The organism is Amycolatopsis sp. NPDC114478 (assembly GCF_055633805.1).
Genome location: NZ_JBVKDO010000003.1, coordinates 316,742 through 329,075 on the forward strand (window position 1 = coordinate 316,742; position 12,334 = coordinate 329,075).

The 12,334-nt window shown below is 69.3% G+C and carries 13 protein-coding genes and 3 tRNA genes; 4 read left to right on the forward strand and 12 right to left on the reverse strand.

The window, feature by feature from the left end:
• The first annotated feature begins 225 nt into the window (after window positions 1-225).
• Window positions 226-1,197, forward strand: a complete 972-nt coding sequence (locus ACZ7OH_RS10395; protein WP_470280551.1) for a hypothetical protein — start codon at window positions 226-228, stop codon at window positions 1,195-1,197.
• 10 nt (window positions 1,198-1,207) lie between these two features.
• On the opposite strand, the gene ACZ7OH_RS10400 is transcribed toward ACZ7OH_RS10395, so the two are convergent.
• From ACZ7OH_RS10400 to ACZ7OH_RS10425, 6 genes are all read right to left on the reverse strand, one after another.
• Window positions 1,208-1,987, reverse strand: coding sequence for an alpha/beta fold hydrolase (locus tag ACZ7OH_RS10400; RefSeq protein WP_470280552.1), 780 nt, complete (start codon window positions 1,985-1,987; stop codon window positions 1,208-1,210).
• A gap of 70 nt (window positions 1,988-2,057) precedes the next feature.
• Window positions 2,058-2,777: a 50S ribosomal protein L1 gene (gene rplA, locus ACZ7OH_RS10405; protein ID WP_470280553.1), complete on the reverse strand. Its 720-nt coding sequence runs from the start codon at window positions 2,775-2,777 to the stop codon at window positions 2,058-2,060.
• A gap of 80 nt (window positions 2,778-2,857) precedes the next feature.
• The gene (gene rplK, locus ACZ7OH_RS10410) at window positions 2,858-3,295 is read right to left on the reverse strand and encodes a 50S ribosomal protein L11 (protein ID WP_043781763.1); all 438 of its coding nucleotides are present in this window, start codon (window positions 3,293-3,295) and stop codon (window positions 2,858-2,860) included.
• Window positions 3,296-3,369: 74 nt separating this feature from the next.
• The gene (gene nusG / locus ACZ7OH_RS10415) at window positions 3,370-4,194 is read right to left on the reverse strand and encodes a transcription termination/antitermination protein NusG (RefSeq protein WP_470280554.1); all 825 of its coding nucleotides are present in this window, start codon (window positions 4,192-4,194) and stop codon (window positions 3,370-3,372) included.
• Between the two features lie 73 nt (window positions 4,195-4,267).
• Window positions 4,268-4,708, reverse strand: coding sequence for a preprotein translocase subunit SecE (gene secE, locus ACZ7OH_RS10420; protein WP_470280555.1), 441 nt, complete (start codon window positions 4,706-4,708; stop codon window positions 4,268-4,270).
• A gap of 26 nt (window positions 4,709-4,734) precedes the next feature.
• Window positions 4,735-4,807 (reverse strand) — tRNA-Trp (locus ACZ7OH_RS10425).
• 197 nt (window positions 4,808-5,004) lie between these two features.
• Between ACZ7OH_RS10425 and ACZ7OH_RS10430 the strand changes: the two genes are divergently transcribed.
• A complete protein-coding gene (locus ACZ7OH_RS10430; RefSeq protein ID WP_470280556.1) occupies window positions 5,005-5,934 on the forward strand; it encodes a TIGR03619 family F420-dependent LLM class oxidoreductase in 930 nt (309 codons plus the stop codon).
• A gap of 94 nt (window positions 5,935-6,028) precedes the next feature.
• Complete coding sequence (locus ACZ7OH_RS10435; protein ID WP_470280557.1) at window positions 6,029-6,934, forward strand: SGNH/GDSL hydrolase family protein; 906 nt, start codon at window positions 6,029-6,031, stop codon at window positions 6,932-6,934.
• Window positions 6,935-7,082: 148 nt separating this feature from the next.
• On the opposite strand, the gene ACZ7OH_RS10440 is transcribed toward ACZ7OH_RS10435, so the two are convergent.
• The 6 genes from ACZ7OH_RS10440 to ACZ7OH_RS10465 form a co-directional block, all read right to left on the reverse strand.
• Window positions 7,083-7,481 carry a MaoC/PaaZ C-terminal domain-containing protein gene (locus ACZ7OH_RS10440; protein WP_400900800.1) on the reverse strand — a complete coding sequence of 133 codons (399 nt, stop codon included), beginning with the start codon at window positions 7,479-7,481 and terminating at the stop codon, window positions 7,083-7,085.
• Complete coding sequence (locus ACZ7OH_RS10445; protein ID WP_400900802.1) at window positions 7,478-7,927, reverse strand: FAS1-like dehydratase domain-containing protein; 450 nt, start codon at window positions 7,925-7,927, stop codon at window positions 7,478-7,480. The genes ACZ7OH_RS10440 and ACZ7OH_RS10445 overlap by 4 nt, the downstream gene beginning before the upstream one ends.
• 77 nt (window positions 7,928-8,004) lie before the next feature.
• Window positions 8,005-8,169, reverse strand: coding sequence for a 50S ribosomal protein L33 (gene rpmG, locus ACZ7OH_RS10450; RefSeq protein WP_005152047.1), 165 nt, complete (start codon window positions 8,167-8,169; stop codon window positions 8,005-8,007).
• 49 nt (window positions 8,170-8,218) lie between these two features.
• Window positions 8,219-8,291 (reverse strand) — tRNA-Met (locus tag ACZ7OH_RS10455).
• A 51-nt stretch (window positions 8,292-8,342) separates the two neighbouring features.
• Window positions 8,343-8,415, reverse strand: a tRNA-Thr gene (locus tag ACZ7OH_RS10460).
• Window positions 8,416-8,495: 80 nt separating this feature from the next.
• Window positions 8,496-11,141 (reverse strand): putative bifunctional diguanylate cyclase/phosphodiesterase, encoded by a 2,646-nt coding sequence (locus ACZ7OH_RS10465; protein WP_470280558.1) that lies wholly within the window; start codon window positions 11,139-11,141, stop codon window positions 8,496-8,498.
• Between the two features lie 237 nt (window positions 11,142-11,378).
• On the opposite strand from ACZ7OH_RS10465, the gene ACZ7OH_RS10470 reads away from it, so the two are divergent.
• The gene (locus ACZ7OH_RS10470) at window positions 11,379-12,317 is read left to right on the forward strand and encodes a GNAT family N-acetyltransferase (protein WP_470280559.1); all 939 of its coding nucleotides are present in this window, start codon (window positions 11,379-11,381) and stop codon (window positions 12,315-12,317) included.
• The last annotated feature ends 17 nt before the right edge of the window (window positions 12,318-12,334 follow it).

Genomic DNA, 12,334 nt, shown 5'->3' on the forward strand with positions numbered 1-12,334 from the left:
GGGCGTTGTAGTGGGCACGTGGGTGCCCTGCCTCGTTCCTCCTGCGCGGGCCGCCCGGCGAGTTGCGGGACCTTCGTTCCCCTTGCGGGGAAAACCAGCGGTCTTCGGTAGAACCGTTCTGAACTATACCGGGTGGTCCGGCGAGGCTTCTCCCGGGGGCCACTCTGACCTGCGTTTAGGGCGGCTGGGGGTTCGCACCGGGGCCCGGGAGGGCATCATGGTGACGTGGCGGAGCAGCGCGATGACGGAAAGCCGAGCTCAGAACTCGAACCGGCGGGCTCCAACGCGCCCACGCCTCCCGGCGGCACCCCGGCGCCCGGCAACGCCCTCACGCCCGGTGCGAGCTCGCCGGCACTCCCCCAGCCGTCCGGCGCGCAGCCGCCGATGGACCCGGACCAGCTGGAGCAGTTCCGCCAGTTCCAGCAGTTCCAGGACTACCTGCGGTTCGCCCAGACCCAGCAGGGCAACCAGCCGGCCCCGCCGCCGAACGCCGGGGTGGTCCAAGCCCCGCCGTCCGAGCCGGCCGCGCAGCAGGGTGGCGCCCAGCCGCCGATGATCCCGCCGGGCTACCAGCTCGTCCCGACCGAACGCCGTCGTGCGCCGCGGTGGCTGAGCTGGCTGGGCAAGAAGGTGATCGCCTGGGTCTTGGCGATCATCATCCTCGGCGTGGCGGGAACGTGGCTGTACAACCACTTCTTCCCGAACGACGCGGGCAAGACCTCGGCCCAGCTCGCCCAGGAGGGCGGCGGGAAGTACCACACGAACCACATCTTCTCGACGAACCCGTACGAGGCCGTCCGGTTCGTGTACCACAACATCGCCCAGGGCCGGGTCGACGACGCCTGCGGCCGCTTCCAGAACGAAGGTCAGCGCGACATCCAGACCCAGTTCGCCCAGGACATCGCGCAGACGTTCCGCCAGAACACCGCCCAGACCGACTGCAAGAAGGCCGTCGAGTTCCTCGCCACCCAGGTGGCGAACAAGAACGCCTATGCCGAATCCCTGCCGTCGAGCGTCTCGGACCCGTTGCCCGGCGACACCGTGACGATCGATTCCTGCACGTTCCCCATCAGCGGCGGCCCGGCACTCGGCGTCTTCACGGTGTCGAAGGTCGAAAAGGGACAGTGGCTCATCACCGGTCACGCCATCGGCCCGGCGAAGTGCAGCGGAGTCCCCACCACCACGCCGACGAGCTGATCGGCGACGCTCAGCGGGGCTGGGGCGCCGTCAAGAAGGCCGCCAATGCTTCCGAGAACGCCGGGGACATCACCGCCGTCATGTGGTCGCCCGGGATTCGGACCAACCGCGCCCCCGCGATTGCCGCTGCCAGCCTTTCCGGCTCGGCCGCCAGCACGTCCTGGTCGCCCGCCAACACCAACGTCGGCACGCCGATCGCCGAGAGGTTCAAGCTGCCCTCCTGCGACTCCGAGGCCAACGCCACCGCCGCCAACGCCTGACGGTCCCCGCCCGTCGCGTCGGCCAGCAACCTGAACGGCACTCCCGATGGCGGCACCGTCGACGGGTCCTCCGCCAGCAACGCCGAAGCGATCTCCGCCGGCTTCACCACCCGCAGGTCGACGCCGCCGAAGTCGACGATTCCCGATCCGACTCCGCCCGTGGCCAGCCGGCGGATGCGCTTGTCCGATGCAGTCGAGGAGAGCGCGATGATCGCGCCCATCGAATAGCCGACCAGGGACACCTCGTCCAGGGCCAGCTCGTCCAGCAGCGCCGAGATGTCGCGGGCCATGCTGTCGCCCGTGTACGCCGCCTCGTCGTGGGGCTTCTCCGAACGGCCGTGGCCCCGCGCGTCCAGCGAGATCACCGTCAGACCCGCCGCGCGCAACGCCGCGACCACGCCCGTGGAGATCCAGTTCGCGTTCGTGTCGGCCGCGAAGCCGTGTTGCAGCAGCACCGGGTGGTGGGCGCCGTCGCCCTCCCACACCGTGTAGTTCAACCGGAGGCCGTCGAACGACGCGAAAGTCGGCATGACCTCCATGAGACACGAAGAAAGGGCGCCCCCGCAGCAAGCGGGGACGCCCTTTCCGGTGATGTCCGACTCAGACGTTCGCGTCCTCGGAAAGGAGGTTGCGGGTCCGCAGCGGGTCGACCGGGATGCCCGGGCCCATCGTGGTGGTGAAGGTGACCTTCTTCAGGTAGCGGCCCTTCGCCGACGACGGCTTGGCGCGGAGGATCTCGTCCAGCGCGGCGGCGTAGTTCTCGACCAGCTTCTCCGTGTCGTAGGAAGCCTTGCCGATCACCAGGTGCAGGTTGGCCTGCTTGTCGACGCGGAAGTTGATCTTACCGCCCTTGATGTCCTTCACGGCCTTCTCGACCGCGGGGGTCACCGTGCCGGTCTTCGGGTTCGGCATCAGGCCACGCGGGCCGAGGATGCGGGCGATGCGGCCCACCTTGGCCATCTGGTCCGGCGTCGCGATCGCGGCGTCGAAGTCGAGCCAGCCACCCTGGATGCGCTCGATCAGCTCGTCGGTGCCGACCGCGTCCGCGCCGGCGGCTTCGGCCTCGGCGGCCTTGTCGCCGACGGCGAAGACGATGACGCGGGCGGTCTTACCGGTGCCGTGCGGCAGGTTCACGGTGCCGCGGACCATCTGGTCGGCCTTGCGGGGGTCCACACCGAGACGCATCGCGACCTCGACGGTCGCGTCCATCTTGGTCTTGGAGGTTTCCTTCGCCAGCTTCGCGGCGTCGAGCGGCGCGTACAGACGCGACTTGTCGATCAGCTCCGCAGCCTGGCGGTAAGCCTTGCTGTGCTTGGTCATGCTTCTGTCCTTAACTTCGAAAATGGATCAGTGTGGTGACGAGCCAGCACTCGGCTCTCCCACGGGTAAAGCTGCAGACGTCAGGCGTCGACGACCGTGATGCCCATCGACCGAGCAGTGCCGGCGATGATCTTCGCGGCCTGGTCGATGTCGTGCGCGTTGAGGTCGGTCTCCTTGGTCTTGGCGATCTCGCGGACCTGGTCCCAAGTGACCTTGGCGACCTTGGTCTTGTGCGGCTCGCCGGAGCCCTTCTCCACGCCCGCGGCCTTCAGCAGCAGCTTGGCGGCCGGCGGCGTCTTCAGCTTGAAGTCGAACGACCGGTCTTCGTAGACGGAGATCTCGACCGGGACGACGTCCCCGCGCTGCGACTCGGTCGCGGCGTTGTAGGCCTTGCAGAACTCCATGATGTTGACGCCGTGCTGACCCAGCGCCGGGCCGACCGGCGGCGCGGGGTTGGCCGCACCCGCCTTGATCTGCAGCTTGATGATCGCCGCAAGCTTCTTCTTCTTGGGTGGCATTTCTTTTCCTGTCCTGTACTACGTTCCCCACGTACCTGCCGTGGACGTGGGGACTGCGGCCGAACGGGCGGCCGTCAGATCTTGGAGACCTGGTTGAACGACAGCTCGACCGGGGTCTCCCGGCCGAAGATCGACACCAGGACCTTCAGCTTCTGCCCGTCGACGTTGACCTCGGAGATCGTCGCCGGAAGCGTGGCGAACGGACCGTCCATGACCGTGACCGACTCGCCGACCTCGAAGTCGACCTCGACGGCCGGGCCGCCGAGCGGGGCCGCGGTCGCGGTGGACTCGCCCTTGCCCGCCTTCGCGGGGGCTTTCTTCTCGACCTGCGGCGCGAGGAACTTGAGCACCTCGTCCACGGTCAGCGGCGACGGCCGCGAGGTGGCGCCGACGAACCCGGTGACACCCGGCGTGTTGCGCACCGCGCTCCACGAGGCGTCGTTCAGGTCCATCCGGACCAGGATGTAGCCGGGCAGCACCTTGCGCTGCACCTGCTTGCGCTGGCCGTTCTTGATCTCGGTGACCTCTTCGGTCGGGACCTCGATCTGGAAGATGTAGTCCTCGACGTCCAGGGTCGTGGTCCGGGTCTCGAGGTTGGTCTTCACCTTGTTCTCGTACCCGGCGTACGAGTGCACGACGTACCACTCGCCGGGCGCGGCGACCAGCTCGGCGCGCAGCTTGGCGACCGGGTCCTCGTCGTCCTCGGCGGGTTCGGCGACCTCGTCGGCCGCGGCCTCGTCGGAAGCGCCCTCGTCACCGGAAACGGCTTCGTCGACCTCGTCGGACACCTCGACGGGCTCCAGGTGCGCGGATTCCTCGTCACCGAGTGCCGCGTGCACCTGCTCGTCGGAAAGCTCGGTCAGGTCGTGACCGGCTGATGTGCCGTTGTCGGAGGTCACGTTCCGTCCTCTCAGTTGATCATTGCCGGGGTCAGGCCGGGACCTGAGCCCCATCGGCGCGCGCCGGGGCGCGTCAGCCGAAGATCTTGCCGATGCCCCACTTGAATGCCAGGTCGAGCACGCTCACCAGGGCCACCATGAACACCACGAAGACCAGTACGACCGCGGTGTAGGTGACCATCTGCTTGCGGTTCGGCCAGATGACCTTGCGCAGCTCGGCCCAGACCTCACGGATGAAGCGCACGAGCCGCGCGAACACCGAGGCCTTCTTCGCCTTCTGGTCCCGCTTCGGGGTCGGAGCGCCCTTCGCGTCGGGAGCGGTCTTCTCCCCCGACTTCCCGGCCGGCCGGGACTTGTCGTCCGCACGTGCCGCGGACTTGCCCGCCGGACGAGCGGTCGCACGGCGCTCACGCCGGGCAGCGGCTGTGACCGGACGGGACGAGCTATCGGGCTTCTGCCCGGTGCCGTCCTGATCCTGCTCGCCGCCGCTGGCGTCGCTGTCGCTCACGACCACTCCTCCGCTCCACCAGTTCCGTTACGCAGGGGTGACAGGACTTGAACCTGCAACCTGCGGTTTTGGAGACCGCTGCTCTGCCAATTGAGCTACACCCCTGTGGAGCCCCGATCGCTCGGAGCCCCGGAGGACGCATTCCATCATCCCCACCATCCAGGCGGGGATGACCGTAGTGCGTTCCAAGTCCCGAAGTCTACGGCAAGCCTCGCGAGAGCCCGCAACCGCGCCCCCCGATCGACCACCGAACCCCGGCCGGCCTGCGGAAAACTCCCCGCCGGCCACCTGATCATGCCAGGATGTCCGCCATGACGGACAACCCGGAGTCCCGCTCACCGGTGAGCGGGACGCGGCTGGGGCTCGCGCTGCCGCAGTACGGCGCGCTCGCCGACCCCGCGGCCGTCGCGCGCTTCGCGACCGCCGCCGAGGAGCTGGGTTTCGGGTCCCTGTGGGTCGGCGACCGGATCTTGACGCCGCACGCGCCTTCGGACCTCTACCCGGGCGGCGGGACGCCGGAGCACCCGTACCCCAAGGAGTTCGAGACCTTCGCGGACCCGTTCACGACGCTGGCGACCGCGGCCGCGGTGACCCGCACGGCTCGCCTGGGGATGAGCGCGCTGACCGGCCCGGTTTATTCCCCGGTGCTGCTCGCCCGGGCCCTGACGTCGCTCGACCTGGCCAGCGGCGGCCGCCTGGACGTCGGCCTCGGGCTCGGCTGGCTGCGCGAGGAGTACTTCGCGACGGGCGTCCCGTGGGAGGGCCGCGGCAAGCGGCTCGACGACGTCTTGGACGCGCTCGAAGCCCTGTGGACCGGCGATCCCGTGGCGCACGAGGGCCCGCAGTGGCGCATCGCGCCGTCGACCGTCGGGCTGCGCCCGGCGCAGGACCCGCGGCCGCCCGTGCTGCTCGGCGGGTTCTCGCCGCCGGCGCTGGCCCGGGTCGGCCGGCGCGCGGACGGGTGGCTGGCGGGGTGGATGCCGAAGGAGTACCTGATCGGGCTCTGGGCGGTCGCGCTCGACGCGGCCGAGAAGGCCGGGCGCGATCCCGCGACCCTGCGGCGGGTACTGCGGATCAACCCGCGCGCGGGCACCGGGGTCGAGACGGTCGCGGACGTCGCCCCCTGCCTGGACGTGGCCCGGGAGCTGGGCATCACCGAGGTGCTCGTCGACCTGCACTACGTCGCCAAGGACGTCGACCATGCCTTGGAGCTGGCCGCGGAGCTGGTGTGACGTAGGTCATCGTCACTCAGCGGGGTTCGATGGTTCCCCCTAGTCACCCGGATTGCCCACTTCGGGACCGCCCTCGCTTCGGTAGAAACGACGTGTGGCCAAGAACAGTGGGGGCGGCTGCCTCGTCGTGGTGATCGTGGTCGGCCTGCTGGCCTTCGGGTACTACAAGTGGCAGCACGGCTCCTCGTCCGCTCCGCCGGACAGCGGTGCTGACACCGGGGGTGGGTCCGGGCGGTACGTCGCGTTGGGCGACTCGTACACGTCGTCTCCGCACAACGGGCGGCAAGCCGGTCCGCCGCCCGGTTGCCAGCGTTCGCTCGACAACTACCCGCACGTCGTCTCCGCGAAGTTGAAGCCCGCTGAGCTGGCCGACGTCAGCTGCAGTGGGGCTACCACCGCTAATTTGACCTCGCCGCAGAAGACTTCCGACGGTACTAACCCGGCTCAGTTGGACGCGGTCAACTCCCAGACCACGCTTGTGACGCTCGGGATCGGCGGGAACGACGTCGGGTTCATTTCGATTGCTTCGTCCTGTGCGACCGCGCATCCGTCCGGGTCGCCTTGCCGGGATCGGCTCACCGCCGGTGGGCATGATCAGCTTGCCGAGCGGATCGATGCCGCTGCTCCGAAGGTGGGGGCCGTTCTCGACAAGATCCATTCGAAGGCGCCCAAGGCGAAGATCGTCGTGGTCGGGTATCCGACCGTTTTGCCTGATGGGAATGGGTGTTGGCCCGTTCTTCCCGTGGGCTCCGGGGATGTTGACTACTTCCGGGGGGCGTTGGGGAAGTTGAACAAGATGCTTGAAGATCAAGCTGATGCTCATCATGCGGGTTATGCGGATACCGCTGCGCCCAGCAAGGGGCATGATGTTTGTTCCGCTTCGGATGTGCGGTGGGTCGAAGGCGTCATTCCCGCTTCCCGGACCGCTCCGCTGCATCCCAATGTTCGGGGTGAGCAGGGGATGGCTGATGCTGTGCTTAGTGTCTTGAAGCTTCCGTAGGTGACTCCTCCGGCACCCCGAAGCCGTCATTGTGACTACGGCCGGCAACACCGCCGCCGGCCGTGTTCTGGCTTCGGATCGGGGTGCGGGGAGGTCTGGGTGCTCGTCGGGGCCGGTTCTCGTGCGCCCTGCGTTGGTCTCGCTGACGCTAGATGCGCACCAAAGCTTGGGGCTTGCCCAGGACCGTCTTGCCCTCGAACTTGGCCACCAGGTCGATTCTTGCCGTTCCGTCCTCGTTCAGGGCCCCCACCTTGCCCGAGAACTCCACCAGTGCCCCCTCGGGCGTGTTGGGGACCACCACCGGCCTGGTGAAGCGGGCGCTCAGGTCGATCAGCTTGGCCGGGTCGCCCAGCCAGTCCGTCACCACCCGGCCGGCCAGGGCCATCGTCAGCATTCCGTGGGCGATCACGTCCGGGAGTCCTACGCCTTTCGCGAACGCCTCGTTCCAGTGGATCGGGTTGAAGTCCATCGCCGCTCCCGCGTAGCGGACCAGCTGGTCGCGGGTCACCCGGACCTCGATCGCGGGCAGCTCGTCGCCGATGTTCACGCGTCCTCCCCCCGGACCACCAGCTGGGCCCGCGTCGTGGCGATGTGCTCGCCGTCGCCGTCGGCGATCTCCGCTCGCAAGTTGATGAAGTCGTTGCCCGCCCGGGCCATGATCTTGTCGATGTGCGTCGTCAGCAGCAGCTTGTCCCCCACGCGGACCGGGCGGCTGTAGCTGAACTGCTGGTCGCCGTGGACCATGCGCGAGTAGTCGAGCCCGAGCTCCGGGTCGCTGACGATCGCGTTGATGGCGGCGAGGTTGACGATCGTGATGAACGTCGGCGGGGCGATCACGTCCGGGTGCCCGGCGGCGCGGGCCGCCTCGGGGTCGCGGAACACCGGGTTGTCGTCGCCGATCGCGTCGGCGAACTCCCGGATCTTCTCCCGGCTCACTTCGTAGCTGGTCTGCGGCGGGTACACCCGCCCGGTGAACGACTCGTCCAAAGGCACCCGAGGAGGCTACCAACAGCAAGAAGCCGCCCTGGTGGTCCAGGGCGGCTTCTCGAAAGCTGGGTGAACGCGCTACGTCAGCGGGTTTCCTTGTGCGTCCGGTGCGTACCGCAGTTCGGGCAGAACTTCTTCATCTCCAGGCGATCCGGGTTGTTGCGCCGGTTCTTCTTGGTGATGTAGTTGCGGTGCTTGCACTCTTCGCACGCCAGCGTGATCTTGGGTCGCACGTCGGTGGCAGCCACAGCGTTTCCTTCTCTCTCAGGTCCGGGGGCCAGCCCCGTCGTTACCGCGTAGCGGTGGCCGGACTTGAACCGGCGACACAGCGATTATGAGCCGCTTGCTCTGCCAACTGAGCTACACCGCCCTTACATGACCCAAGCCGCGACACGCGGGCGTGACGCGGCTAGAGGTCGAGAGCCCCTTTACGGAATCGAACCGTAGACCTTCTCCTTACCATGGAGACGCTCTGCCGACTGAGCTAAAGGGGCCTGGCCTCTCGCGAGGACTTGGAAAGATTACCAACCCCCGTCACTCGGCCGTGCAACCGGGGTCCCGTTAGCACAAAACCTCAGGTCAGCAGGGTAAGCACGGTCTCGGAGTGGCGTCCCGGGGAGCGCGCCGTGCGGGCCTGCAGCCACGCCTCGAGGCGGTCCTCCGGCAGCGGCCGCGAGATCAGGTAGCCCTGCGCGACGTCGCAGCCCATCGCCTCGAGCTGGTCGCGCGCCACGTCCTCCTCGACGCCCTCGGCGACCACCGTCAGGCCGAGCGAGTGCCCCAGCTCGACGATCGAGCGGACCACCGCGAGGTCGCCGAGGTCGGTGCCCATGCCGAGGACGAAGCTCTTGTCGATCTTGACCTGGTCGACCGGCAGCTGCCGCAGGTAGGCCAGCGACGAGTAGCCCGTGCCGAAGTCGTCGACCGCGAGGGTGATGCCCAGCGAGTGCAGCTCGCGCAGGATCGGCAGCGCCTTCTGCGGGTCGGACATCACGCCGGACTCGGTCAGCTCGAACGTCAGCAGCTCCGGCGGGATGCCGTAGTGCTCCAGCTCGCGGGCCACCTTGTTCGGGAAGTCCTCGTCGGCCAGGTTGCGCACCGACAGGTTGACCGCGACCGAGATCCGCAGGCCCTCGTCGAGCCACTTGCGGCAGCGCTTGAGCGCCTCGCCGAGCACGAAACCCGTCAGGACGCCGATCAGACCGGCCGCCTCGATGGCCGGGACGAACTCGTCCGGCCCGAGCCGGCCGAACTCCGGGTGCACCCAGCGGACCAGCGCCTCGACGCCCTGCACCTGCCGGTTCGGCAGGGTGATCTTCGGCTGGTAGTGCACGCTGACCTGGCCGTCCTCGAGGGACTGCCGGAACTGCGTGACCATCTGGAAGCGGCGCAGGAAGATCTGGCCCATGCTCGGCACGTAGCCGCGGACCTCTTCGCCGCCCTTCGTGGCGCGGACGGCGACGTCGGCGCGCTGCAGCAGGCCTTCGATGTCGACGACGTCGCCGGACTCCTCGGGCGTCGTCGTCGCGTAGCCGATCATCGCGTTCGCCTCGACCGACAGCCGGTCCACCGGGTACGGCGCGGAGAGCTCTTCGCGCAGCCGTTCCGCCGCCGCGTGCGCGTCCTCCGGCGGGCAGCCGACGAGCAGCGCCGCGAAGGACGCGCCTTCGAGGCGGGCGAGCGGGACGTCGGGGCCGAGCGCGTCGCGGATGCGGCGGCCGGCGGCGATCACCATCCGGTCGGCCCACGCGTAGCCGAGCGCGTCGGACACTGTCGAGAAGACGTCGAGGTCGATCCGCAGCACGACGGCGTTCGCGAAGTCCCGCAACGGTTCCTTCGCCACCTGCCGGAAGCCCGGCCGGTTGAGGTGCCCGGTGAGCGGGTCGTGGTAGGCGTCGTGGCGGAGCGTGGCGAGCAGGCGCCGGTTGTCCAGCGACGTCGCCAGGTGGCTGGCCATCGTGCCGAGCAGCTGGACGTCGTACTTGCCGAACCCGCGCCAGCGGGACAGCCGGTCGTGCGCCTCGACGACGCCGAGCAGCTGGTTCGCGCTGCGCAGCGGGACGACGAGCGCCTCCTGCGCGCCGCGGTCGAGCAGCGCCGCGCGGACGTCGGGGTTGGCTTCGGTGATCCGGAAGTGCCGGACGTGCGCGCCGGGCAGGCGCAGCAGCGGGTCGTCGGCGGCCGGGTCGGCGGGCGGCAGGTCGTCGCCGGCGACGACGACGCGCATGGCGTCCTTCGGTTCGAGCCGCAGTCTCAGCACGACGCGGCCGGCGGCGAGCTGGTCCTTGATGCGCTCGGCGATCGTGGCCCACTCGCGGACGTCGACGCCGCCGACGAGCTCGTCCGCGCGGCTGGCCGGCCGCGCCGCGGCCTGCTGGCCCGAGCGGGCGACCATCAGGCTGACGTCGGAAAGCGCCTCCATGTCCCGCTGCTCGCGCAGCAGGTCGGAGTAGGCCCAGTACAACGCGGTCAGGCCGAGGAACACGGCGAGCACCAGCGGCCACGCCTTGGGCGTGTTCGAAATGACGAGGTAGCCGGACAGGCCGACCGAGGCGTTGACGAAGCCGACGACCAGGATCCGCGCGGTGAGCCGGACGGCGGTGCTGACCCGCATGCGGCGCCGCAGGACGCGGACCGCGGCGAGCGCGAGCAGCGTGCTGACCAGCGGCGCGGTCAGAGTGCCCGCCAGCGCGGCGACCCACGGGATCTTGTCGCCGGCCCCGGCGCCGACGGCGACCTTCACCAGCCCGGCGACCCCGAAGGCACCGGTGATCTCGAGCAGGAACGCGCCCGCGTTGTAGAGGACGCGCCCGGCGACCTTGCGCGCGAGCAGCGTGCCGATGCCGGCGACCAGGTGCGCGGCCAGCACGACTTCGAACGGCGCGACGAAGAACCCGATGACGAGCGGGATCTCGGTGAAGGAGATCGTCCACGAGATACCGCTGCGGACGTCGACGTTGATGCCGAGCTGTTCGGCGAGCAGGAACGCGACCGCGAGCACGGGCCCGATCCACAAGAGCCGGCTGTCCCAGTGGAACGGCAGCCACGAGCCGACGGCGAACGCGGCGACGAGCCCGATGCTCAGGACGGCGAAGGTGTACGCGCGGAACCGGCGTTCGTCCGTGCGGGCTTCGACGGAGACGGGCGGTGTCCCGGAAGCGGTTCCCGGCCCGGGCTGCGCCTGCGCTACGGCGTCGCCGTGGGCGTTGGTGTCCGGCATCCGACCTTCCCTCCCGGCTTGTCCACCGGTACTGATCCGTGACTTCGGGTGTGGACAAGGGCCATACCGTACCCCGTAGGGCGTACCCGTGTCCCTTTCGAGACAGTAGGAGATCACCCCAGGGTTAACAATGCCTCGATGGCGCTGACCTGCGTGGACCAAGGGGTGAAACATCGGGTGGCGCATAGGGGGTCGGTCGTCTGCACACGGCATCCCGGGTAGCGCTTCAATGAGTCCATGCACAGCGACGTGATCGCCACCGAACACGCGGCCCGGCTCGCGGCGGTGGACTCCCTGCTCCCCGGTTCTTCCCCCTTCGAAGCAGCCGAAAGCGCGGTGGTGCTGGAGGTCGCGACGGGCGACTCCGCCGCCTCCGCCCTCGCCTCGCGCATCCAGGTCCACCAGGACGCGCCGAACGCGCCGTGGCGGGCGCTCACCGAGCACCGGCTCGACCTCCAATTGGCCGGTCCGCAGCCGGCTGAGGCCCTCGACGCACTCCTCACCCGATGGGATGAACATCTGCGCGCGGTCGCCGAGCGCGGCGACACCGAGACCGCGGCGATCGTGCCGCGGGCGAGCCGCGACGCCGCCGGCACGCGCGAAATGCTGCACCACGGGTTCGCGCCGCTGCGGGTGATCGCGGTCCGCCCGGCGGACCGGACGATCCCGGCCGGCCCGCGCGGCACGCCCGGCGTCAAGATCCGCCGCGCCGAGCCCGGCGACCTCGAAACCGTCGTCGCGTTGGGCCTGGAGCTGCACACCTTCGACGCGCAGTACGGCACGGTCAACTTCCGCAAGGGCGTCGAGGACATCATGGCCAAGGACCTCGCCGAGCAGCTGAACCGGCCGGAGCCCCCGCTGTGGATCGCCGAGCTGTACGGCCGTCCGCTCGGCATGGTGAACGTCCAGCACCCGGGCGAAACCGGCTGGATCAGCGACCGCGTCAACGCGCCGCGGGTCGGCTACCTCTCTTCACTGGCCGTCGCGGAGACCGCGCGGTCGTCCGGTGTCGGCACCGCGCTGGCCGCGCACGCCCACCACGTCCTGGACGAGGCCGGTGCCGACGTCGTCCTCCTGCACCACGCGGCGGCGAACCCGCTGTCGACGCCGTTCTGGTACGCGCAGGGTTACCGCCCGTTGTGGACGTACTGGCAGCGCCGGCCGGCCGTTCGCTGAACGACTGGTGGCTTACC

Bases quoted from the DNA above. Each gene is read 5' to 3' on its own strand.
- ACZ7OH_RS10430 (WP_470280556.1), top strand. From the start codon at position 5,005: ATGTCCGCCATGACGGACAACCCGGAGTCCCGCTCACCGGTGAGCGGG.
- rplK (WP_043781763.1), bottom strand. From the start codon at position 3,295: ATGCCACCCAAGAAGAAGAAGCTTGCGGCGATCATCAAGCTGCAGATC.
- rplA (WP_470280553.1), bottom strand. From the start codon at position 2,777: ATGACCAAGCACAGCAAGGCTTACCGCCAGGCTGCGGAGCTGATCGAC.
- ACZ7OH_RS10470 (WP_470280559.1), top strand. From the start codon at position 11,379: ATGCACAGCGACGTGATCGCCACCGAACACGCGGCCCGGCTCGCGGCG.
- ACZ7OH_RS10400 (WP_470280552.1), bottom strand. From the start codon at position 1,987: ATGCCGACTTTCGCGTCGTTCGACGGCCTCCGGTTGAACTACACGGTG.
- ACZ7OH_RS10465 (WP_470280558.1), bottom strand. From the start codon at position 11,141: ATGCCGGACACCAACGCCCACGGCGACGCCGTAGCGCAGGCGCAGCCC.